The sequence below is a fragment of the Tsukamurella asaccharolytica genome, assembly GCF_007858435.1.
GTDB classification, from domain to species: Bacteria; Actinomycetota; Actinomycetes; order Mycobacteriales; family Mycobacteriaceae; genus Tsukamurella; species Tsukamurella asaccharolytica.
Genome location: NZ_VIGW01000001.1, coordinates 455,528 through 478,114, shown reverse-complemented (window position 1 = coordinate 478,114; position 22,587 = coordinate 455,528). Strand labels below are relative to the sequence as shown.

Annotated in this window: 17 protein-coding genes, 4 pseudogenes and 1 riboswitch; of the genes and pseudogenes, 12 read left to right on the top strand and 9 right to left on the bottom strand. The window is 72.2% G+C overall.

The window, feature by feature from the left end; all coding sequences use genetic code 11:
- Nucleotides 1–88 precede the first annotated feature (88 nt).
- From FK529_RS02240 to FK529_RS02205, 8 genes are all read left to right on the top strand, one after another.
- Nucleotides 89–853, top strand: coding sequence for a lysophospholipid acyltransferase family protein (locus FK529_RS02240; protein ID WP_146559155.1), 765 nt, complete (start codon nucleotides 89–91; stop codon nucleotides 851–853).
- Nucleotides 854–923: 70 nt separating this feature from the next.
- A complete protein-coding gene (locus FK529_RS02235; protein WP_146559534.1) occupies nucleotides 924–1,745 on the top strand; it encodes an HAD family hydrolase in 822 nt (273 codons plus the stop codon).
- A 257-nt stretch (nucleotides 1,746–2,002) separates the two neighbouring features.
- Entirely contained in the window at nucleotides 2,003–4,207 is a 2,205-nt protein-coding gene (locus tag FK529_RS02230; RefSeq protein ID WP_146559153.1) for a SpoIID/LytB domain-containing protein, read from the top strand.
- Between the two features lie 58 nt (nucleotides 4,208–4,265).
- The gene (glf, locus tag FK529_RS02225) at nucleotides 4,266–5,471 is read left to right on the top strand and encodes a UDP-galactopyranose mutase (RefSeq protein ID WP_146559152.1); all 1,206 of its coding nucleotides are present in this window, start codon (nucleotides 4,266–4,268) and stop codon (nucleotides 5,469–5,471) included.
- Entirely contained in the window at nucleotides 5,468–7,405 is a 1,938-nt protein-coding gene (locus FK529_RS02220) for a glycosyltransferase (RefSeq protein WP_146559150.1), read from the top strand. Before glf ends, FK529_RS02220 begins: the two co-directional genes overlap by 4 nt.
- Complete coding sequence (locus tag FK529_RS02215; RefSeq protein WP_438947162.1) at nucleotides 7,402–7,995, top strand: phosphatase PAP2 family protein; 594 nt, start codon at nucleotides 7,402–7,404, stop codon at nucleotides 7,993–7,995. Before FK529_RS02220 ends, FK529_RS02215 begins: the two co-directional genes overlap by 4 nt.
- Nucleotides 7,995–8,915 carry a decaprenyl-phosphate phosphoribosyltransferase gene (locus tag FK529_RS02210; protein WP_146559148.1) on the top strand — a complete coding sequence of 307 codons (921 nt, stop codon included), beginning with the start codon at nucleotides 7,995–7,997 and terminating at the stop codon, nucleotides 8,913–8,915. Before FK529_RS02215 ends, FK529_RS02210 begins: the two co-directional genes overlap by 1 nt.
- A complete protein-coding gene (locus FK529_RS02205) occupies nucleotides 8,893–10,911 on the top strand; it encodes an arabinofuranosyltransferase AftB family protein (protein WP_146559146.1) in 2,019 nt (672 codons plus the stop codon). Before FK529_RS02210 ends, FK529_RS02205 begins: the two co-directional genes overlap by 23 nt.
- A 75-nt stretch (nucleotides 10,912–10,986) precedes the next feature.
- On the opposite strand, the gene FK529_RS02200 is transcribed toward FK529_RS02205, so the two are convergent.
- Nucleotides 10,987–11,859 (bottom strand): alpha/beta fold hydrolase, encoded by an 873-nt coding sequence (locus tag FK529_RS02200; protein WP_146559144.1) that lies wholly within the window; start codon nucleotides 11,857–11,859, stop codon nucleotides 10,987–10,989.
- Between the two features lie 137 nt (nucleotides 11,860–11,996).
- Between FK529_RS02200 and FK529_RS02195 the strand changes: the two are divergent.
- Nucleotides 11,997–13,103: pseudogene (locus FK529_RS02195) on the top strand (alpha/beta hydrolase); the annotation flags it as partial.
- 45 nt (nucleotides 13,104–13,148) lie between these two features.
- Here FK529_RS02195 and FK529_RS02190 read toward each other — a convergent pair.
- Nucleotides 13,149–13,418: pseudogene (locus tag FK529_RS02190) on the bottom strand (alcohol dehydrogenase catalytic domain-containing protein); the annotation flags it as partial.
- A gap of 158 nt (nucleotides 13,419–13,576) precedes the next feature.
- On the opposite strand from FK529_RS02190, the pseudogene FK529_RS02185 reads away from it, so the two are divergent.
- Together FK529_RS02185 and FK529_RS02180 are read left to right on the top strand one after the other, a co-directional pair.
- Nucleotides 13,577–13,753, top strand: a pseudogene (locus FK529_RS02185) (2-C-methyl-D-erythritol 2,4-cyclodiphosphate synthase); the annotation flags it as partial.
- A gap of 43 nt (nucleotides 13,754–13,796) precedes the next feature.
- Nucleotides 13,797–14,060: pseudogene (locus FK529_RS02180) on the top strand (DICT sensory domain-containing protein); the annotation flags it as partial.
- Here the strand turns inward: FK529_RS02180 and FK529_RS02175 are convergent.
- From FK529_RS02175 to FK529_RS02140, 7 genes are all read right to left on the bottom strand, one after another.
- Nucleotides 14,020–14,766 (bottom strand): (2Fe-2S) ferredoxin domain-containing protein, encoded by a 747-nt coding sequence (locus tag FK529_RS02175; protein WP_146559142.1) that lies wholly within the window; start codon nucleotides 14,764–14,766, stop codon nucleotides 14,020–14,022. The pseudogene FK529_RS02180 and the gene FK529_RS02175 overlap by 41 nt on opposite strands.
- Nucleotides 14,763–15,743, bottom strand: coding sequence for an ABC transporter substrate-binding protein (locus FK529_RS02170; protein WP_146559140.1), 981 nt, complete (start codon nucleotides 15,741–15,743; stop codon nucleotides 14,763–14,765). Before FK529_RS02170 ends, FK529_RS02175 begins: the two co-directional genes overlap by 4 nt.
- 44 nt (nucleotides 15,744–15,787) lie before the next feature.
- A riboswitch (cobalamin riboswitch) is annotated at nucleotides 15,788–15,905 on the bottom strand.
- A 1-nt stretch (nucleotide 15,906) separates the two neighbouring features.
- Complete coding sequence (locus FK529_RS20435; RefSeq protein ID WP_158635020.1) at nucleotides 15,907–17,394, bottom strand: ABC transporter ATP-binding protein; 1,488 nt, start codon at nucleotides 17,392–17,394, stop codon at nucleotides 15,907–15,909.
- Nucleotides 17,391–18,176, bottom strand: a complete 786-nt coding sequence (locus FK529_RS02155; RefSeq protein WP_146559136.1) for a hypothetical protein — start codon at nucleotides 18,174–18,176, stop codon at nucleotides 17,391–17,393. The genes FK529_RS20435 and FK529_RS02155 overlap by 4 nt, the downstream gene beginning before the upstream one ends.
- Nucleotides 18,173–19,027: a hypothetical protein gene (locus FK529_RS02150; protein WP_231702878.1), complete on the bottom strand. Its 855-nt coding sequence runs from the start codon at nucleotides 19,025–19,027 to the stop codon at nucleotides 18,173–18,175. The genes FK529_RS02155 and FK529_RS02150 overlap by 4 nt, the downstream gene beginning before the upstream one ends.
- On the bottom strand, nucleotides 19,024–20,022 hold the full coding sequence (locus FK529_RS02145; protein ID WP_146559134.1) for a hypothetical protein: 999 nt from the start codon (nucleotides 20,020–20,022) through the stop codon (nucleotides 19,024–19,026). The genes FK529_RS02150 and FK529_RS02145 overlap by 4 nt, the downstream gene beginning before the upstream one ends.
- Nucleotides 19,992–20,588, bottom strand: coding sequence for a hypothetical protein (locus FK529_RS02140; RefSeq protein WP_146559132.1), 597 nt, complete (start codon nucleotides 20,586–20,588; stop codon nucleotides 19,992–19,994). The genes FK529_RS02145 and FK529_RS02140 overlap by 31 nt, the downstream gene beginning before the upstream one ends.
- A gap of 221 nt (nucleotides 20,589–20,809) precedes the next feature.
- On the opposite strand from FK529_RS02140, the gene ftsY reads away from it, so the two are divergent.
- Nucleotides 20,810–22,402: a signal recognition particle-docking protein FtsY gene (gene ftsY, locus FK529_RS02135; RefSeq protein ID WP_146559130.1), complete on the top strand. Its 1,593-nt coding sequence runs from the start codon at nucleotides 20,810–20,812 to the stop codon at nucleotides 22,400–22,402.
- Nucleotides 22,403–22,587 lie beyond the last annotated feature (185 nt).

The following is a 22,587-nucleotide window of genomic DNA, read 5'->3' as shown; positions in this document are numbered from 1 at the left end:
GCCCGTGTTCGTTACCGCTACAGCGTAATGGGCGCCCGAGCACCCGGGCGACACACCGCGGACTCGGCTCCGCGGCTACGCTGACGGTGTGGAACCCGTGTACGGAACGATTCTCGAAGTTGCCCGCGGTATGTGGGCCTTCCAAGGCATCAAGTTCACCGAGGTGGACTTCCAGAAGTTCCCGCGTTCGGGCGGGGCGGTGGTAGCGATCAATCACACCGGCTACCTGGACTTCCCCTTCGCCGGGAAGCCCGCGTACGCCGCCGGCCGCCGCAAGGTGCGCTTCATGGCGAAGAAGGAGGTCTTCGACAATTCGAAGACCGGCCCGCTCATGCGGGCGTTGCGGCACATCCCCGTCGACCGCGAGGCCGGTGCCGACGCCTACCGGGCGGCGGTGGACGCGCTCAAGGCGGGCGAGCTCGTCGGCGTCTACCCCGAGGCCACGCACAGCCGCAGTTTCGAGCTCAAGGGCTTCAAGTCCGGCGCCGCGCGCATGGCGATCGAGGCGGACGTGCCGATCGTCCCCGTCGTGGTGTGGGGCGCCCAGCAGATCTGGACCAAGGGCCTGCCCAAGCAGCTCGGCCGGAAGAAGTTCCGCATCATCATCGGCGTGTGCGATCCGCTCGATCCGGTGGGCCCGCCCGACGAGCTGACCGCGCGGCTCAAGGAGTCGATGCAGGCCATGCTGCTGCGGCTGCAGGACCTGTACGGCCCGCACCCGCAGGGGGAGCCGTGGGTTCCGCGCCGGCTCGGGGGCACCGCGCCCACGCTGGAGGAGGCCGACGCCATGGACGCCGCCGACCTCGACGCGCGTCGCCGGGCCCGGGAGGAACGTCAGGGCGACGGTGCCTGACGCGCCATCGACGGCGGGGCTGCCTGACGCGCCATCGACGGCGGGGCTGCCTGACGCACCGGGGCTCGACGTGCTCGGCGCCGCCCCGATCCTGGTCGCGAGCGACGTCGACGGCACGCTCGTGGACGACCACGAGCGGCTCACCCTGCGCACGCACGTCGCCGTGAACGCGGTCCGCGATGCCGGCGGCCACTTCGTGCTGGCCACCGGCCGGCCGCCGCGGGCCGTCGACCCCATCGCCGACCAGTTGGACTTCGCGCCGCTCGCGGTGTGCGCGAACGGTGCGGTGCTCTACGACACCGGCTCGGGCCGGGTGGTCTCGGCGGCGTTGATGTCGACGGAGCTGTTGGAGGCCGTCGCCGAACTCGTCTACCGCCACCTCCCCGGTGCGGGGTTCGCCGCCGAGCGGGTGGCGAACGGTGAGCACGATGCCGCCACGCCGCGGTTCGCCGCGTCAACCGGGTATCAGCACGCCTGGCTCGAACCCGACACCGTGACCGCCGCCGACGCCGAGGTCCTCGCGCACCCCGCCGTGAAGCTGCTGGTCCGGCAGCCGGGGCTGACGTCGGACGAGATGCACGCCCGCATCGCCCCGCACCTGAACGGCCTCGCCGACGTCACCTACGCCACCAACAACGGGCTCATCGAGTTCCACGTCCCCGGCGTCACCAAGGCCACCGGCATCCAGCTGGCGATCGAGCACCTCGGGCTCACCGGCGACCTCCGCACCGCCGCCTTCGGCGACATGCCCAACGACGCCGCGATGCTGCGCTGGGCGAGCATGGGCGTGGCCATGGGTAACGCGCACCCGGTGGCCCGCAGCGCCGCGAACGCGGTCACCGCGACGAACCTCCACGACGGCGTCGCCCGGGTGCTGGAGCGCTGGTTCTAGGTTCGGGTTCGACGGCGCGCCGCCGGTCCGGGCCCGCGTGGACCCGCGGAGATCAGTAGTTCTGCGCGGAGGGTATGCGTGGCGCGCATACGTTCCCTGGAGCGTTACGTCTGTCCGCGGAGGAACGGACGCCCTGTTGTGACTGATGTGACAAATGGTGCCCGGGTGACGAATGGGGCAGATGGTGTTAGTCTCGACCTCACGTTGAGCTTTGCCCTTTCCGGGTGCGGCTCACTGCGTCGAGCTAAGGAGAAGCCATGCCCGTGTGGATCGACGGCGGTCCTCGTCGCCGCCGCGGACGGCGTACCGTCGCGCTCGCGATGCTCCCGGCCCTGGCCGTGGGCGGCGCGGCCGCGCTGCTCAGCACCACGAACCTCGTCGGCGACCCGGCGCTGGCCGCCGGCAGCGAGGTGACCTTCACCGGACAGGGCAACGGCCACGGCCGCGGCCTCGGCCAGTGGGGCGCCTTCGGCTACGCGAAGTCGGGCTGGAAGGCCGAGCAGATCGTCGCCCACTACTACGGCGGCTCCCAGCTGGCCCGCGCGGATGTGAAGCTGCCCGTCCGCGTCCAGCTCACCACCCAGAAGGCTGCGAACGTGCTGGCACCGGCCGGCGCCAAGATCGGCGATCAGCAGGTCGCCCCCGGGCAGGCCGTGCGGCTCGAGGGCGGCAACGCCGTCATCACCACCGGCTGCAACGGCCCCGTCGTCAAGACCGTGCCGGCCGGCGGGGACGCGACGGTCGCCCCGCTCAACGCGGAGGCGAACCGCCCCGTCGGCGAGCTGCTCAAGTTCTGCGGCACCAACGCCGCCTACCGCGGCGCGGTCGCGGCCAAGGACGGCAAGGTCTTCAACGTGGTCACCGTCGAGGACTACGTGCGCGGCGTGGTGCCCGTGGAGAGCAAGGTCGAGTGGGCCGACCAGGGCGGCTACGAGGCCCTGCGCGCCCAGGCCATCGCGGCCCGGTCCTACGCGCTGGCCGAGAGCGCCAAGCGCGGCGACCGCTACAACGACACGCAGGACTCCCAGGTCTACGGCGGTGCGGGCAAGGAGGATCCGCGCGCCGACCGGGCCGTCGCGAGCACCGCGGGCCTGGTCATGGCCAAGAACGGCTACGCCGTCTCCACCGAGTTCTCCAGCTCCACCGGCGGCTACACCGCGGGCGGTGATTTCACGGCGGTCAAGGACGACGGCGACGTCGTCTCCCCGTTCAAGAACTGGACCCAGAAGGTCCCGACCGCGAAGATCGCGCAGGAGTTCGGCGTCGGCGAGTTCAAGTCCATCCGCGTGGTCAAGACGCAGTCGGCCCAGGCCGGCCGCGTGGAGGCCGCGGAGATCGTCGGCGCGAACCGCACCGTCACCGTGAAGGGCGACGAGGTCCGCAAGAAGCTCGGGCTGCGCTCGGACTGGTTCACCGTCGACGGCCAGGCCCCCGCGTCGGCGCCCGCACCCGGCGCCCCGAGCGCCCCCGGCGCGGCCACTGCGCCGTCGGGCGCCACCGCGGCCCCGGTGCCCGGGCGCGTGGTGGACCAGCCGATCGTCGCGGCCCCCGTCGACCCGTTCAATCCGGTCCCGACCGCCCCCAACGCGGCCCAGGCCGCACCGACCGGCGGTGCCGCGTCCACCGCCGTGGCGGCCGCCGCGCCCACCGCCCCGGCGGCCGCACCCGCGGCCCCGGCCGCTCCTGCTGCGCCCGCGGCCCCGGCCGCTCCGGTCGCGCCCGCGATCCCGACGGTGCCCGGTGCCGCTCCGGGCGCCGCCGCGCCCGTCGGCTCCGCTCCGGCCGCGCCGGCCGCTCCCGCCGCGCCGGCCGCTCCCGCCGCGCCTGCGGCTCCCACCGCGCCGGCCGCGCCGGCGATCCCCGGCATCCCCGCGCCGCCCGCCGCAGCCGCGGTAGCGCCCGGAGTCCAGGGAGTGACCCCCAAGGCCGCGATCGAGGCCGCCTACGCCGCCGCCGGCGGGGAGAAGGGGACGCTCGGCCGCGTCGTGGCGAACCCGATCGCCTTCCCCGACGGCTCGACCCTGCAGTCGTACCAGAACGGCACCATCTACTACACGAAGGCGAACGGCGCCCAGGTCGTCCCGTCGGGCGTCTCCGCGCCCGCGACCCTACTCAACTGGGCCACCGCCTTCGCCGCGGGCGGCGCGCCGAGCCTGCCGCCGCTGCCGCTGCTCAACCTGATCCCGGGCTGGGGCGATCTGCTCGGCCTCAACCCGACGCCCGCCGACACCCCGACGGGCGTCCCGGCGGTGCCCGTCGCCCCGGGCGACACCGCCGTCCCCGCCACCCCCGGCGCGAGCACCCCTGCGGCGCCCGCCGCCCCGTCGGCCCCCTCCACCCCGGGTGCGCCGTCCGCTCCGGCGGCCCCGGCGACCACCGCACCCGCCGCTCCGGCGGCACCCTCGGCGCCCGCGGGATCCACCCCGCTGCCGGTCCCGACGGTGCCGAACGCCCCCGCTTAGTCACAGGCCCGGGCCGGGTGGCGTCATCGACGCCCCCCGGCCGGTACCCTGAACGTCCGTGGCGACCGAAAACTCTTCGACCTATGACCTGATCGTCGTCGGCTCCGGCTTCTTCGGCCTGACCATCGCCGAAAGGACCGCCGCGGAGCTCGGCAAGCGGGTCCTGGTGATCGAGCGCCGGCCGCACCTCGGTGGCAACGCGTACTCAGAGGCCGAGCCCGAGACCGGCATCGAGATCCACAAGTACGGTGCGCACCTCTTCCACACCTCCAACGAGCGGGTGTGGGAGTACGTCAACCGGTTCACCGACTTCACCGGCTACCAGCACCGCGTGTTCGCGATGCACAAGGGCCAGGCGTACCAGTTCCCGCTGGGCCTGGGCCTGGTGAGCCAGTTCTTCGGCCGCTACTTCACCCCCGACGAGGCGAAGGCGCTCATCCAGGAGCAGGCCGCGGAATTCGACTCGAAGGAGGCGCAGAACTTCGAGGAGAAGGCGATCTCGCTGATCGGCCGCCCCCTCTACGAGGCCTTCATCAAGCACTACACGGCCAAGCAGTGGGAGACCGACCCGAAGAACCTGCCCGCCGGCAACATCACCCGCCTGCCGGTGCGCTACACCTTCGACAACCGCTACTTCAACGACACCTACGAGGGCCTGCCCGTCGACGGCTACACGGCGTGGCTCGAGAACATGGCCGCCTCCGACCTCATCGACGTGCGCCTCGACACCGACTGGTTCGACGTGCGCGACGAGCTGACCGCCGCCTCGCCGGGGGCGCCGATCGTCTACACCGGCCCCCTGGACCGCTACTTCGACTACTCCGCGGGCCGGCTCGGCTGGCGCACCCTCGATTTCGAGACCGAGGTGCTGCCCACGGGCGACTTCCAGGGCACCCCGGTGATGAACTACAACGACGCCGACGTGCGGTACACCCGCATCCACGAGTTCCGCCACTTCCACCCCGAGCGGGACTACCCCACGGACAAGACCGTGATCATGCGCGAGTTCGGCCGCTTCGCCAACGACGACGACGAGCCCTACTACCCGATCAACACCCCGTCGGACCGCGAGATGCTCGCGACCTACCGGGCGCTCGCCAAGACCGAGGCCGCGGAGCGGAAGGTCCTGTTCGGCGGCCGGCTGGGGACCTACCAGTACCTCGACATGCACATGGCGATCGCCAGCGCGCTGTCGATGTTCGACAACACCCTGCGCCCGCATCTCGAAACCGGTGCCGCGCTCATCGAGGAGACGGCCAAGTGACCAACAAGGCGACAACCCTTCTGCAGCGCGTCGTCCTGCCGCGCCCGGGTGAGCCCCTCGACGTGCGCTCGCTGTACATCGAGGAGGCCGAGACCAACTCGCGCCGCTCGCACGCGCCGACCCGCACGTCGCTGAACATCGCGGGCGAGTCCGAGGTCAGCTTCGCCACCTACTTCAACGCCTTCCCCGCGTCGTACTGGCGCCGGTGGACCGTCCTGCAGGACGTGGTGCTGCGGATCGAGCTCAAGGGCACGGCCCGCGTCGACCTCTACCGCTCCAAGGTCGACGGTGCGCGCATCGCCCTCGGCGGCAGCCTGGTGGAGACCGACGCCACCGGCTACGGCGTCGCCGAGTTCGCAACGGACCTCGGCCCGTTCGAGGACGGCGGCTGGATCTGGTTCGACGTGACCGCCGACAGCGACACCGAGATCATCTCCGCCGGCTGGTACGCCACCGTGGGCGAGGAGGGCCTGCCGGCCAAGCGCGTCACCGTCGGCATCCCCACCTTCAACCGGCCCGACGACGCCGTCGCCGCGCTCGTCGCGCTCACCAGCGATCCGCTGGTCGACGAGGTGATCGACGCCGTGCTCATGCCCGATCAGGGCAGCAGGAAGGTCATCGATCACCCCGGCTACGAGGCCGCGATCGCCCCGCTCGGCGAGCGCTACCGCCGCTTCGAGCAGGGCAACCTCGGCGGCTCCGGCGGCTACGGCCGGATCATGTACGAGGCGCTGCGCCTCACCGACAGCCCGTACGTGCTGTACATGGACGACGACATCGCGATCGAGCCCGACTCGATCCTGCGGGCGCTCGCCTTCGCCCGCTTCGCCAAGACCCCGATGCTCGTCGGCGGGCAGATGCTCAACCTGCAGGACCGCAGCCACCTGCACTGCATGGGCGAGGTCATCGACCGCAACGCCTTCATGTGGACCGCGGCTCCCTTCGTCGAGTACGACCACGATTTCTCGAAGTACCCGCTCCAGGACAAGCAGCACAGCAAGAACCTGCATCGGCGCATCGACGTCGACGGCAACGGCTGGTGGATGTGCCTCATCCCCCGCGTGGCCGCCGAGGAGATCGGGCTGCCGCTGCCGCTGTTCATCAAGTGGGACGACTGGGACTACGGCCTGCGCGCCGCCCGCGCCGGCTACCCGACGGCGACGGTGCCCGGCATCGCCATCTGGCACATGGCCTGGTCCGACAAGGACGACGCGATCGACTGGCAGGCCTACTTCCACCTGCGCAACCGGCTCGTCGTCGCCGCCATCCACCACGAGGGCGACCACCGCGGCATCATCAAGAGCTCGATCAAGGCGCTCATGAAGCACCTCCTGTGCCTCGAGTACTCGACGGTCGCGATCCAGATCGAGGCCATGCGCGACTTCCTGCGCGGCCCCGAGGCGCTCTACGAGCTGCTGCCCACCGCGCTGCCGAAGATCGCGGCGATGCGCAAGGAGTACCCCGACGCCGTCGTCCTGCCCAGCGCCACCGAGCTACCGCGCACGTCGGGTGAGGCCACGGCCTTCGGCACGAAGATCCCGCTGAACCCCGTGACCAAGGTGTCGACGCTGGTCAAGGCCGTCCGCAACAACCTGCGCCCGGCCGATCCCCGCAGTCACGAGGTGCCGCAGGCCAACTATCCGCCGCTCGAGGCGCGCTGGTTCAGCCTGGGCCGGGTCGACGGGGTCACCGTCACCACCGCCGACGGCCGCGGCGTGGTCTACCGCCAGCGCGACCGGGAGAAGATGTTCGCGCTCATGCGCGAGAGCCTGGCCGTGCACCGCGAGGTGGATCGGCGGTTCGCCGAGATGCAGCAGCGCTACCGTGCCGCGTACACCGACCTGACCAGCCGCGAGGCGTGGTCCGAAATCTTCGAGCCCGCGGCGCGGGAAGCGGAGCGAGCGGCCCGGAACGAGATCGAGGAGAGCAAGTGAGCAATGCCCCGGAGCAGGCACTGAGCCCCGAGGAGATGATCCTCGTGGGGGTGCAGGCGCAGCTGGCCGACCGCCCGGGCGTGGTGCCCGCGGCCCGCGGACTCAGCCACTTCGGCGAGCACTCGCTCGGCTGGCTCGGCCTCGCCGCGCTCGGCGCGGTGGTGCAGCCGCAGCGCCGGAGGCAGTACGTCACCGCGGGCGTCGGCGCCTTCGTCGCGCACGCAGCGTCCGTCGTGATCAAGCGGATCGTGCGCCGCAAGCGCCCCGATCACCCGTACATCACGGTCGGCGTCGGCACCCCGAGCAAGCTCAGCTTCCCGTCCTCGCACGCCACCAGCTCGACGGCCGGCGCGATCCTGCTGGGCCGCGCGTCCGGCGTTCCCGGCGGCGCGGTGCTGGCGCCCGCCGCGATCGTTCCGCCGATGCTCGCCTCCCGCTTGGTCCTCGGCGTGCACTACCCGACGGACGTCGCCGCCGGCGCCGCGATCGGAGCGGCGACCGCGTTGGCCGCGATCGAGGGTGAGAGACTATGGGCTGACCGGGCGGCGCGCCGCGCCTCGAAGAACCAGAGCAAGGAATCGAACAGCTGATGAGCGAGGAGCCGATCGAGCACGGCGAGCCGAAGGCACCGTCGAACCTCGCCACCGGACTGATCAAGGCGATCCGGCCCCGCCAGTGGGTCAAGAACGTCCTCGTCGTGGTGGCTCCTCTCGCCGCCGGGCGCGACCAGCTGCAGTACGTGCAGTTCGGCAACGTCGGCATCGCGTTCATCGCGTTCTGTCTGGCCGCGTCGTCGATCTACCTGATCAACGACGCCCTCGACGTCGAGGCCGACCGCGCGCACCCCACCAAGCGCTACCGCCCGATCGCCGCCGGCGTGGTGCCGGTGAACCTGGCCTACGTCCTGTCCTTCGTGTTCGGCGCCGGGGCCATCGCGGTCTCCCTGCTCGCGAACAAGGAGCTGGCCATCGTGATCGCGGTGTACATCGTGATCCAGCTGGGCTACTGCTTCGGCCTCAAGCACCAGGCGGTGCTCGACATCTGCATCGTGAGCTCCGGCTTCCTGCTGCGCGCCGTCGCCGGTGGCGTGGCGGCCGAGCTGCCCAAGGGCCTGTCGCAGTGGTTCCTGCTGGTGATGGCCTTCGGCTCGCTGTTCATGGCCGCGGGCAAGCGCTACGCGGAGCTGCAGCTCGCCGAGCGCACCGGCGCCAAGATCCGCAAGTCGCTGGAGTACTACACCACCACCTACCTGCGGTTCGTGTGGACGCTCGCGGCCACGGCCGTCGTCCTCTGCTACGGGCTGTGGGCGTTCGACAAGACGGCCCACCCGAACAACATCTGGTACGGCCTGTCGATGGTGCCGTTCACCATCGCGATCCTGCGCTACGCCGTGGACGTCGACGGTGGCGAGGCGGGCGAGCCCGAGGAGATCGCGCTGGGTGATCGCGTGCTGCAGGTGCTCGCGATCGCGTGGATAGGAACCGTCGTTGCCGCGGTCTACTTCGCCTGACGCCACGGCCCCGGACGACGCGAGCGCGAACGCCGCCGGGGCCCCGTCCACCTTCTCCGCACCCCGGGTCAGCTTCTGGCTCGGGGTGGCGGCGTGCGCGGTCCTGTTCGGGTACGGCGCCTGGCAGCGCCGGTGGATCGCCGACGACGGCCTCATCGTGCTGCGCACCGTCCGGAACCTGCTCGCCGGCAACGGCCCCGTCTTCAACGCGGGTGAGCGCGTCGAGGTCAACACCTCCACGGCCTGGACCTACATCATCTGGTTCTTCTCGTGGATCAGCCGCGTGCAGACCGAGTACGTGGTGCTCACCGTCGCGCTGGTGCTGTCCGTCGCCGCGATCCCGCTGGCGATGCTCGGCACGTCGCGCCTCTACCGCGGCGGCCCCGGCTGGTCGCGGCTGCGCGGCTCCGGCCTGCTCCTGCTGCCCGCGGGCGGCCTCGTCTACATGGCGCTGCCCCCGGCCCGCGATTTCGCGACGTCGGGCCTCGAGGTCTCGCTGACCATCTTCTGGGTGGCGCTGCTGTGGTACCTGGCGATCTGCTGGTCGCAGGCCGACCGCGCGCCCGTCGAGCGGCGCGAGCGGATCCGGTACTGGGCGCTCACCTGCACGACCGCGTTCGTCGCCGGGCTGTCCTGGCTGGTGCGGCCCGAGATGGCCGTCGTCGGCGGCCTCGTGCTGCTGGTCATGTTCTTCGCCCCCGTCGGGCTGAAGCTGCGGCTGGCGCTCACCGCCGCCGCGGGCCTCCTGCCCGTCGGCTACCAGATCTTCCGGATGGGCTACTACGGCCTGCCCGCGCCCAACACGGCCGTCGCCAAGGACGCCACCGGCTCGAAGTGGGGCCAGGGCTTCACCTACCTGATGAACCTGGTCGAGCCGTACTCGCTGTGGCTTCCCGTGCTGGCGCTGGCCGTCGCGATGCCGGTGATCCTGCTGTCCGCGCGCGGCGCCCGCGCCCCGCTGACCGGCCGCTTCCGGCTGCCGCGCGGCGGCGTCCGCGGCCTGCGCGATCACCTGCAGCGGCCCGCAGTCATCGTCGTCGTGATGCTCCTCGGCGGCGTCATCGAGACGCTGTACTGGCTGCGCCAGGGCGGCGACTTCATGTCGGGCCGCGTGCTGCTCGCGCCGCTGTTCCTGCTGCTCCTGCCGGTGATGGTGATCCCGCTGCGGATCCCGTCGCGCCGTCCCGAGGATTCGACGGTCCGCGGCATCGCCCGGCTGGCCACCGGCACCGCCGGCGCCGTGGTCGCGGCGGGCCTGTGGGTACTGGTCCTCGGCTGGGCGCTGCACGCCACCACCTTCCGCGGCCAGCCCGACGGCACCGCGATCGGCACCTCCGGCATCGTCGACGAGCGGGCCTTCTACTCGCTGCAGACCGGCCACGCCCACCCCCTCACCGCCGACGACTACCTCGACTACCCCCGCATGCAGTCGCTGCAGGAGATCCTGCGCGCGACCCCGCGCGGCGGCGTCTACCTGCCGTCCTTCGATTACGACTGGTGGTTCATCGACCCGCTGCCCTACCCGCGGCCGGACGACGTGCCGCAGCGGCAGACGGTCTTCTTCACCAACCTCGGCATGACCGGCATGAACCTGCCGCTCGACGTGCGCGTGTGGGACCAGATCGGCCTCGCCTGGCCCATGGCCTCGCGCACCGCGCGCCTCGAGGACGGCCGCATCGGGCACGACAAGGAGATGTTCCCGGACTGGGCCGTCGCCGAGGCGAAGGCCTACGCGAAGCGGCCGGCGCTGCCGCCGTTCATCGATCCCGATTGGGTGAACCAGGCGCGGGCGGCGTTGACCTGCCCGCAGATCCAGCAGTTGCAGGCGTCGTACTCCGCGCCGCTCACGTTCGACCTGTTCAAGCGCAATCTCAAGCTCTCGTTCGCGAACTACGCGCTGCGCATCGATCGGGTACCCGAGTACACGCTGCGGATGTGCCGCATGGACGTCCCGCCGCCGCTCACCGAGGAGCAGAAGTCGATGCCACGGCCCTGATGCAGCGGCATCGGCCCGGCGACGCGGGCGTGGCTCGCGCGCCGGTGCGGATTCATGGCGGGCGTTCCGGCGGGCTCAGAGCCGGTGGCGGTCGAGGAAGTCCTCGATCGCGGCGGCGAAGACCTGGTTGTCGTCGCCGGCCACCATGTGCCCGGCGCCGCTGACGTCGGCGACCTCGGCGTGCGGCACCCGCTCGAGCATCTTCGCGATGCCCTCGTCGCTGACCACGTCGGACTTGCCGCCGCGCACGATCAGCGTCGGGACGGTGACGTGCGCCGCCGCGGCGCCGAGCCGGTCCCTGTCCTGGATGCGGGCTTCGCCCCGGTCGTCGCCGCGGAGGAACGCCGGGTCCCAGTGCCAGTACCAGCGGCCGTCGTCGCGCAGCCGCACGTTCTTCTTGAGGCCCTCGAGATTACGGGCGCGCTTGCGGGTGGGGTTGTAGGCGGCCACGGCGTCGGCGACCTCGTCGAGGGTGGCGAAGCCGTCGGTGTGCGCCGAAAGGAACTCGGTGACCCGCTCGATGCCCTTCTTCTCGGCGTCCACGACCACGTCCACGAGGACCAGTGCGGACGCGATCCCGGGGTTCTCGCCGACGGCGCACAGGCTGGTGATGCCGCCGAGGGAGGCTCCGATCAGCACGGGCGGCGGTCCGTCGAGCGTGCCCAGGACGGCCAGCAGGTCCCCGACGAAGTCGCCCAGCGCGTACGCGCCGGTCTGCGCCCACGCGGTGTCGCCGTGGCCGCGGGCGTCGAGAGTGATCACCGCGTACCCGCGCTGGGCGAGCGCCGCGGCGGTGCGGTCCCAGGAGTGCCGGGTCTGCCCGCCGCCGTGCAGGAGCACGAGCGTGGTGCCCTCGCCCCCGGCCGCGCGGCGCCAGCGGTCGCCGGCGATGCTCAGGCCGCCCGCGTCGATGGTGAAGCCCTCCGCGGGCGGGTGCATTTCGGTCATCGACCAGTACTATCACGGCGTATCGGCCTCGCCGGCGCTACGAGGACGGTGCGGCGCGCAACATCTGCCCGAGGTGACCCCGGGCACGCTCAGCGCGGCACCGGGACGGCGAATGACACGCATGTAACACTGGTCCCATGTCATTGCTGGGCCGAATCGGAACGTTGCTCGTGGCCGGGGCCGTGGCGGCGGGCACCGTCGTGGCACCGTCGGCCCTGAACCCCGCGCCAGCGCACGCCGACCCGGCGCCCGCGAAGTCCCGGATCACCGGGGCGCAGTGGCAGGGCGACCATCAGGTGGACCTGTCGGTGTACTCGGCCGCCATGAACGCCACGATCACGGTCCAGCTGCTGCTGGCCCGCGATTGGCACGCGGACCCCAAGGCGAAGTTCCCCACGCTGTATCTGCTCGACGGGATGCGGGCGCGCGAGGACCGCAACGGCTGGCTGCTGGAGACGAACGTCGCCGACTTCTACCGCGACAAGAACGTCACCGTCGTGCTGCCCGTCGGCGGCCAGTCCAGCTGGTACACCGACTGGAAGCGCCCCGACAACGGCAAGAACTACCAGTGGGAGACCTTCCTCGCCAAGGAACTGCCGCCGCTGCTGCAGCAGGGCTGGCGCGCCACCGACGCGCGGGCCGCGGCCGGCGTCTCCATGGGCGGCACCGCCGCCTTCACCCTGGCCGCCCGCAACAAGGGTCTCTACCGATTCGCCGGTTCGTACTCGGGCATCCTCTCCACGAGCACCCCGGGCACGCCTGAGTCGATCGGCATCGCCATGCGCGACGCGGGCGGTTTCAACGCCGACGCGATGTACGGACCGCCGACGGATCCCGCCTGGGCCCAGCACGATCCGCTGAAGCTGGCGGAGAAGCTGCGCGGAACCAGCCTGTACTTCAGCTCCGGCAACGGCTCCGGCGGGACGGGTGCGCCGACGGACGTCCAGGCAATGGCCCTCGAGGTGCTCGCCCGCTCGTCCAACCAGGCCTTCGCCATCGAGCTCAACCGGCTCGGGATCCCCGCCAACGCGCTCTACCGCCCGTCGGGCAACCACAGCTGGCCGTACTGGCAGTTCGAGAACGGTCAGGCCTGGCCGCAGGTGCAGGCCGCGCTCGGCGTCGCCAACCCCAAGCCCTGCGGCATCGCCGGCGCGATCGGTGAGGCCGCGCCCAAGGCGCCCAGCCTGGGGGCGTGCGTCACCGCCGAGTACGCGGTGCCCGGCGGCCGGGCGCAGGACTTCCGCGGCGGCCAGGTCTTCTGGTCGGCCGACACCGGAGCGCAGGTCGTCGGCGGCGTCGTCGAGATCGACGACGGTACCGACGAACTCATGGCCCGGGACGACCTCGGTCTCGGCCCACGCGGGACGGTTCTCATCCCCCCAGAACTTGGCTGCACCGTGGTAGCACTTCAGATCGCTGGCGCAGATTCCCACTGCATCGACCTTGATCAGCGCCTCGCCCGGGCCCGGAGTGGGTACCGGTAGCTCCTCCAGCCTGTAGTTCTCCGGTCCGTGGCAGACCACGGCCTGCATGGTGCGGGGTACAGAACTCGCCGACATTTTTCACCTCTGCGTGAAGTTTTTAAAGTTTCAGCTGACCATATGTGTTCTACACCGCCTTGCAAGGGAGTGGCGACGAAATGAATGAATTTGGTTGATGAAATCTTTCCACTCCCCTGTGAAAGAAGCGTGCAGACGCCAAAGACCCCGCCAGGGATCAGGTGATCGGCAATCGCCCCCGAATCGGCGTACGCCGCCACGAGGCCGAGGCGCTGCTGAGCGATACCGTCGCCGCACCGATCTCTTTGTCGGCCACCACCACCGACGGGCTCGGACTCACCGGCCGTGGTGAGGGAATCGCTGCCATGGCGACTGCCCTGGTCTCCAGCACGCGGGGCATTTCGGCACGACGACCGCCGCACGATGGAGCTGGCCGACAAGATCGGGTTCGCCGGTGTGTACGGCGCCGGCATCTCCGCCTTCAGCGACGGCAACGTGCACAGGGCCCCTCTGGATCCGGACGATCCCCTCGTCGACGAGTGGACGGTAGCCATCGTCGGTCCCCATCTCTGCGCGCTCATCGCGGCCAGGGACTGCCACGACAACGGCCCGGACCTGGAGCGGACGTTCGACTTCGTTCAGACTTTTGAGCGGACGACGGTCACCCAGGCGATTCGGAGCGTGCTTCACCGATTTTCCTAGGTGCGATGGCGTGGTCCGGATCGCCGCGGCGCTCCCTCGGGAGCAGGAGATGATCGGCGCGCCACCCACGGATCAGGTGTGCCTCCACCAGGCCGGGTACCTCGTCGACGCTGACCCGCCCGTACCACGCGTCGTCCGGCTGCACCGTGACGACGGGGGCGTGATTGCAGGGGAACTGGCAGCCGGTGACGGTGATCAGCGCGTCGTCGTCGCCGAGGCCCGCGCGCCGCAGCTCGTCGCCGAACGCCGACGTCACAGCCGACGCGCCGAGCGCGGAACACCGGGGGCCACGACACACGAGCACCTGGTGCCGGTGCCGCGGCACCTCCTCCCATGCGGGGGAGTGCAGGGGCGCGGCGTCCGCGGTCGTCGGCGCCCCGCCCGCGGCGATCGCGGCCGCGAGTAACTCGGCGTCCGGCGCGGCGAGCAGCTGCGGCGCGAGGCGGAGCGTCGGCGGACCGTCGTAGCCCCGGAGCCAGTGCGCCGCCACCCGGCGCAACCACGACCGCTTGGGGCCGGGCTGCGCCCAGCCCGCGCCGATCAGCAGGACGTCGGAGGCGCCGCGGTCGGCGACCGCGGTGAGGACGTCGACCAGCGCGGGGTCGTGCACCTGCAGGAAGGCGGGCTCCGCTCCGGCGCCGTGGGCGAGTGCGGTCAGTCCGACGGGGTCGATCCCGGCGGACATGCCGACGAGGATCGCGGTCACGGCAGCGCGCGGATGCCGTCGGCGAGGCGCCGCGCACCGTCGAGCAGGCGCACGCCGGAGGTGGTCTCGGAGAACGGGATCACGATGAACCGGTTCTCGCGGACAGCCCGCAGCTGGCTCAGCGCGGGGTCCGTGCGCGCCTGCTCGATCCGCGCCTGCGCCGTGTTGCCGACGGAGTCCGCCACGACGATGACGTCGGGGTTCGTGCCGACCACGTGCTCGAGCGAGACCTCGGCCCAGTTGCCCGGCAGGTGGGCGAAGACGTTCACGCCGCCGACCGACTCGATCAGCAGTTGGGGCGTGCCCGTGCCGGCGCCGACGTTGAGCCCGGACTGCGCGCCGAAGTCCCACCAGAGGATGCGCTGGCCGCGCGCCGCGCCCTTCAGTGCGGTCCCGCCGAGCTCGTTCTTCTGCTCCGCGACGAGCTTCGCCGCGGCGTCCTCGGTGCCGAAGGCCTTGCCCGCGGCGGTCAGCTCGTCCCAGATCAGGTCCCACGACGCGCGCGCCGGCTTCGTCGCGCAGCCGGCCGGGGCCAGGAGGGTGGCGATGCCCTGGCCCTGCAGGCGCGCGCGGTCGCCGGCGTTCTTCTCGCTGAACGCCGAGTTGTACGAGCCGTAGACGAGGTCCGGCCGCACCGAGAGCATCGTCTCCTGCGTGGGGTACTTCGCCGCCAGCACGGGGATCCGCTCGTAGTCGGCCCGGAAGCGCGGGGCGACGGCGTCATCGAGGTAGGCCGTGCCCACCATCCGGTCGGCGACGCCGAGCGCGAGCGCCACCTCGGTCGCGCCCTGGTTCATCGTGACGATGCGGCGCGGCTCCGCCCGCACCTCGGAGGTGAAGTCACAGGTGGTGACGTTGACCGGGAATCGCTCGGAGGGGGCCGCCGCGGGCGTCGCCGGGGCGGTGCCGCAGCCGCTGAGCAGGAGCGCCGCCACGGCGGGCAGGGCGAGGGGAGGGACGAGGGCGCAGGGCCGCATGGGTCGGACTCGATTCGTCGGCCGCCCCGTGCGCGGGGGCGGAGGTGGACAGCTGCGAGTCGGCCGGTATCGGACTCGAGGCCGCGGATCGCCGCCTCACACCGTTGCGCGCCAGTCCCGGATTCCCACCGGGTTCCCTGTGTCCGACTCGAGCGTGACGCTATCAGGCGGTCCCGGTCCGGTGTCGCGTCGCCGCGAGCGCCGCGAGGGACGCGACGGCGGTCCACGCTGCGAGGATCGCCAGCGACACCGAGGGCGACCAGGTCGCGGTGTTGGCGGGTACGCCGATCGTCGCGAGCTGCGCGCTCGTCGCCGGGAGCCATGCCGCCAACGACCGCCCGAAGGGCAACGCGGGCACCGCGATCGCCTCCACGAGGAACCACCAGCCCAGGACGGTGCCGACGGCGGCGGTCGTCGACGACGTCAGGTGGCCCACGGCGAGCCCCAGGAGCGCGAGCAGGGCGCCCGCGACGGGCGCCGTTGAGAGCAGCCGCAGGACCTCGGCGGCGGGCGAGGACAGGCCCGTGACCAGCCCGACGACGATCGCCGCCGCCGCGCCCGCGAGTCCCACGCCGGCGCCGGCCACCGCGGCGACCACGGCCTTCGCGCCGTACCCGACAACCGGTCGCGGGATCAGGATGCGGGTCAGCGCGAGCGTCCCGTGATCGCGGTCGAGCCCGATGAGCAGCGCCCCGGCCACCGCGATGAGCGCGCCGCCGACGAGGGCGAAGCCGTACGCCGCCGTGGTCACCGTGGCGCCGCGGAAGACCGGCGCGAAGACGCCGACGACGACGGCCGCCGCGAGCGCGACCGCCGCAGCACCGCCGAGCGCGGCCCGGAAACCACGGGAGGTCACCGCCTTCCGCGCCTCGGCCGTCACCGACCTGCGCCCGACGGACCGCGGCTTCGGGACTTCCGGCGCGGACGGTGCCGCACCTGTGTCGGCGTCGCCCGTGAGCCGGAAGTACAGCGCCTCGAGCCCGGACCGGCCCGGCGCCGCGGGTTCGACCAACTCGGCCAGCGGGGCATCCGCGACGACGCGCCCCTCGTGCAGGGCGACGATGCGATCGGCCGTCTGTTCCAGCTCGCTGAGCAGGTGCGAGGACAACAGCACCGTGCGGCCCTCGTCGGCGAGCGCGCGGAGAGTGCGGCGGATCCAGGCGATCGCCTCGGGATCGAGCCCGTTGACGGGCTCGTCGAGGACGATCACCGGTGGGTCGCCGAGCACGGAGCCGGCGATCGCGAGCCGCTGCCGCATCCCGAGCGAGAATCCGCCGACGGGGCGATCGGCGACCCGCTGCAGTCCGACGAGCTCGAGTGCGGCGTCGACGCGCGCGTCCGGCAGCCCGATCGCGGCAGCCATCCAGCGCAGGTGTTCGCGAGCCGTCCGCGACGGCGCGGCCCACTCCGCGTCGAGCAAGACCCCGATGGTCGCGCCCGGGTTGGGCAGCTCGTCGTACCGGAGGCCGTCGATCTGGACCGTGCCGGAGGTCGGGGTTTCCAGGCCGGCGATGAGGCGCAGGGTGGTCGACTTCCCGGCGCCGTTCGGGCCGATCAGTCCCGTGACCTCGCCCGACGGTGCCGTGAACGTCACGTCTTCGACGGCCACCGTCGTGCCGTAGCGGACGGTGACCCCGGAGAGTGCGATCACCGCGGCGTCGCAGCGATGGCGGTGCCGGAGGGCTTCGTGGAGACGGGCTTGCCGCCCTTGCCGCTGGCGGCGAGCTCGCCGAGCGCCGCGAGGCCGCCGGTGGCAATCGGCGACCACTTCCCGGTCTGCAGTCCGATGAGCACCTGGTCCTCCCACGCGACGAGGCACGCGGCGGCCGGGGTGGCGGCGAGCTCCTGCAGCGCCGGGGCGACGTCGTCGCCGGCCTTGGCCAGCGCCTCGATCACCCGGGGCCGGTACTGGGCGTACACGGGCTTGATCGCGTCGTAGACGGCCTGCTCGGCCGCGTTGAGCGCGCTCACGGGGCCGGCGAGCGCGGGCTGCGACTGCTCGATGACCGGCTTGATCGCGGCCAGGAAGGGGCCGAACAGGCTGAGGATCGGGTCGTAGGCCTGGCCGGCCGCGAAGGCCTCGTCGGTGAACGCACCGGCGGCGGGCGCCAGCAGGATCAGCGACGCGAGACCGCCCTTCTCCCGCGGCTTGGGCCAGCCGAGCGGGCACTGGATATCGGCCGGGTTCACCCCGGGCGCGACGGTGGACGCCGCCCCGCCGGGCTTCGCCGCAGATGTCGTCGCCCCGCTGGGCGTGGTCGCCGACGGCGTCGCCGCGGTCGGCTTGACCGCCGACAGCGCGGCGGAGGAACTACTCGGAGACGGTGCCGGCTTCGGCGTGGGAGCCGCCGTCGCGGCGCCCGCGACGGGGACGGTCACCGCGAGTGCGGCGGCGACGGCGGTACGTGCGAGTGCGGGCGGAATCCGGGTCATGGTGCCTTCTTCGGTGCGGTGGACGGGGGAGCGGATGCGCCGGCGGAGGGCGGTAGCCCCGGTTCGAAGACGCCCTCCAGGTGCCAGACGCCGGTGAAGTCGTTGAACGGGCCGCCCTCGATGTGGCTGGTCCAGTCGAGGGTGAAGCGCCGCGTCGCCGGATCGAACGTGCCGGTCGCGGTCGGGCCGGTGGCCTTGGCCGCAGCGGGCTGCGCGAGCCAGCGCTGCGAGACGACGTCCCAGGCCTTCCCGACCTGCTCCTGGCCCGCCGCGGCGGCGTCCGTGCGGGGCACCGGCTTCGGCGCACCCTGGTTGAACTCCTGGTTGTTCCACGATGCCGCCCACGCGGAGACGTCCGCCGTGAGCTTCGCCCCGGTGCGGGTCACCGACGGCGCGGGCAGCGCCGCGCGGGTCTGCGGATCGACGGCGTTCGTGGAGATGCCGAACAGCACGTCGAAGAACTTCGTCGGCGTGATCACCGAACCGGACAGCGAATCACCGTTGCGGAATCCTGGCTTCGCCGCGGATTGGTAGGCGCCGGTGCGGAGCCCGCCCGCGGTACCCGGCTTCAGGGCGGTGACGCGACCCTCGTCGATCGGCGAATTGGCGTTGTTGACGAACGGGCCGTCCGCGGTGCCGCCGACGATCGCCATCTTGAAATAGGTGCCCGTCGGCTTCCCGTCGGCGAATCCGCCGGGGGTGAACCGGAACAGCCCGACGAGCTGCTCGGTGGTCTCGGGTTGCGACGGCGCCGCCGTGCTACAGGCGGCGGAGGTCGCCGCGGCCAGGGCGACGAGGGCGAGCGCCAGCGGCCGGCGCGCCCGCGGGCGATGGGTGGAGCGGGGGATCACAGCAGGGCCTTTCGTCGGGTCCCGAGGACAGCGCCCCCGACGGCGAGCCCCAGGACGAGCTCCGCCCAGGGCAGGGCTGCGAAGGTGCCACCCGGGACGGGCAGCGCGGCGTTCGCCGAGGCAAGGCGCCGGTATTCGGGCAGGTTGTCGTTGATCGCTCCGGTGAGCGAGGCGAGATCGGACGACACCGTCTGCCAGGAGGCGGTGAACGCGCGGATCTCCGGGGTGCGGCGGACCGTCGCGCCGCGGTCGATCTCGCCGACCGCGCCGACCAGGGAGAGGAAGTCGTGCTGCAGCCGCACCACCTGCTGCTCGGTCATGATCGGCGCGAACCGGTCGACCACCCGGCCCGCGGACCGGGCCCCGTCGAGCAGGCCGGAGGCGAACGGGTGGACCACGAGCGTGATGGCGCACAGGGCCGCCGCGACGGTCGCCCACCGGCGTGGCGCGGCCGACCGGGCGCGGAGCAGAACCGCCCCCGCCACGGCCAGCCCGATCCCGATCAGGAGGAGCAACTGAGGGAGCGTGCCGAGGCCGCGGACGCGGGACAGAGCGTCGACGTCGGGCTGCGCGGCACGGGCCGCCGCGAGCAGGTCCCGCGCGTTCGCCTCGACGTCGGCCGACCGGTTCGCGTAGTCGACGGTGCGCGGCGCCGCCGCGAGCCGCCCGGCCGCGGCCTCCGCGCGGGTGGCAGCGCCGAACCGGGCGATCGCGTCGACGTCCCCGTCGAGGCGGTCCAGGGATTCCGCGGTCAGGTGCGGCGCGAAGGCGTCGAGCATCTTCGTTGCGCCGGCCGTCGTGGTGGGGAGGCCGCCGGCGACGGAGCCGAGCGCGAGGGCGATGCCCGCGACGAGGAGGAACCAGGCGGGCCACCGTCGGGTAGCCGGAGTCGCCGCCGTGCGCGGGGGCGCGACGGCGCGCAGCCGGGGGACGCCCCCGAGCAGTACCGCCGCGCCGGGCGCGGCTACTTGCTGTACGTGCCGGTGAGATGCCACAGGCCGGTGAAGTTGTTGAACGGTCCGCCCACGATCTGGCTGGTCCACGTGATCGAGTAGCTGGAGCCGTTGATCGTGCCGGTCACGCGGCTGGTCTTGCCCGGGAGTCCGCCGCCGGGCTTCGGGGCGCCCTGGTTGAAGACCTGGCCGTTCCAGGCGACGCCGAAGGCCGACAGGTCGCCGGACAGCGACGAGCCGTTGCGGGTGATGGTCGGGACCGAGGTGGCGGATCCGGTCTGCGGGTCGGTCGCCTTCGTGGAGGTCACGAAGTCGGAGCCGAAGAAGGTGCGCGGCGAGGTGACCTGGCCCTGGTAGGAGCCGGAGGTCAGCGAGCCGGACAGCGGGGTGATGGTCTTATCCGAGTTGGTCGAGTTGCCGTTCGCGAGGAAGGGGCCCGAGGCGGACCCGCTCGGCAGGATCATCCGGAAGTACGAGCCTGAGCCGATCGAGAACGTGCCCGTCAGGGTCTCGGCGTTCGCGGCCGGCGTGGCGACGACAGTGGCCGCCGCTGCGGTGGCCGCGGCCGCGGCGACGATGACGGCGCGGCGGGAGAAGGTGGTGCTCATGACGGCGATCTCGCTTTCTTCAGGAGGTGAGGAGCCCGATGGAAGCTGAACGCTAGTTGCGGTCGTACGGCACACGAAGGGTTGCGATCACTGCGATCCGGGTTACGTGATTTCCACCGCAGCGAGGACCGGCGCCGCCGGGCCTCGTCGTCGTCCACCCAGTCGGGACCGTGCCCGCATCCTCGGCCCGGCGCTGAGCGGGCGTTGACTACAGTCGAGGCGTGAGTACATCGGCCATCGCCATCATCATCGCCGTCGTCGCCATCCTCGTCGTGCTGGCGGCGCTGGTGACCGGCTTCTACCTCAACAAGCGGCGCCGCGTCTCCCTGAAGGACGACGAGACGACGGAGCCCAAGAGCCTCGACAAGTCGGGCGGGTACAAGGCCGGTGGAGGCTTCACCTTCAGTGAGGGCACGCGCGAAGCCGAGCCCGTGCCGCTGGTCCCGACGGCGCCGCCCGCGCCGAAGACGCCGCCCGCGCCGAAGACGCCGCCCGCGCCGAAGACGCCGACGACGACGCCGCCCGCGCCGGATCGGGAACAGAAGGTCTCGCTCAAGGACCTGCAGGAGTCGCGCGAGCAGGAGGCCGCCGAGGCCGCGCAGGCGCAGGCGGACGCGCGCCTCGCCGAGGCCGAGGACATCGACCCCGGTATTGCGAACGTCGCCCCGGAGGCGCCGACCGAGATCGAGCTGATCGAGGACGCGCCCGCCACCCACACCGAGACGCCCACCGCGTCCGAGGCTCCGGCGGCCGATGCCGCGACGACCGCGCCGGCCGAGCCCGGTGCGCCGGTGGCGCCGGCCGAGCCCGGTGCGCCGGTGGCGCCCGCCGAGGTCGAGGCTCCTGCAGTGGAGGCGGCACCGTCGGCCCCGGCCCCGCAGTTGGACGAGATCGCCCCGACGGCGGGCCGCCTGGACCGGCTCAAGGGCCGGCTTGCGCGCTCCCAGTCGACGGTCGGTGCGTCGCTGCTCGGCCTGCTCGGCGCGGGCGACCTCGACGAGGAGTCGTGGGAGGAGATCGAGGACACGCTGCTCCTCGCCGACCTCGGCACGCCGACGACACTGGCCGTCGTCGAGAAGCTGCGCGACCGGATCGCCGCCCAGGGCGTCTCCAGCGCCGCCGAGGCGCGTGCCCTGCTGCGTCAGGTGCTGATCGAGGAGCTGCATCCCGAGTACGACCGCAGCATCAGGGCCCTGCCGCACGCCGGCGCACCGTCGGTGCTGCTGGTGGTGGGTGTCAACGGCACGGGCAAGACCACCACCACGGGCAAGCTGGCGCGCGTGCTGGTCGCCGACGGGCGGCGCGTGCTGCTCGGCGCCGCCGACACCTTCCGCGCCGCGGCCGCCGACCAGCTGCAGACGTGGGGCGAGCGCGTGGGCGCCGAGGTCGTGCGCGGCAAGGAGGGCGCCGACCCCGCCGCCGTGGCCTTCGACGCCGTCGCCAAGGGCACCGCGGAGGGCGTGGACGTGGTGCTCATCGACACCGCCGGCCGCCTGCACACCAAGACCGGGCTCATGGACGAGCTGGACAAGGTCAAGCGCGTGGTGGAGAAGAAGGCCAAGGTCGACGAGGTGCTCCTCGTCCTCGACGCGACCATCGGCCAGAACGGCCTCGCGCAGGCGAAGGTCTTCGCCGAGGTCGTGGACATCACGGGGGTCGTCCTCACCAAGCTCGACGGCACCGCCAAGGGCGGCATCGTCTACGCGGTGCAGCACGAACTGGGCGTGCCGGTGAAGCTCGTCGGCCTCGGTGAGGGCGCCGACGACCTCGCGCCGTTCGAGCCGGCCGCCTTCGTCGACGCCCTTCTCGGATAGGAATCTCCGGCGCCGCCGAAACACGGGCGTAACCGAAGGCCTCGATGAAGGGCTGACCGGTTACATACGGGCAACACGAGCGCCTCCACCGGGAAACCACAGCCGCAGAAGCTGTTCTCACTCGCGCCGCAACGGCGGCGCGCCCCGAGGAGGTTTCCCGTGCTCTTGGCTTCTGTGCCCGACGA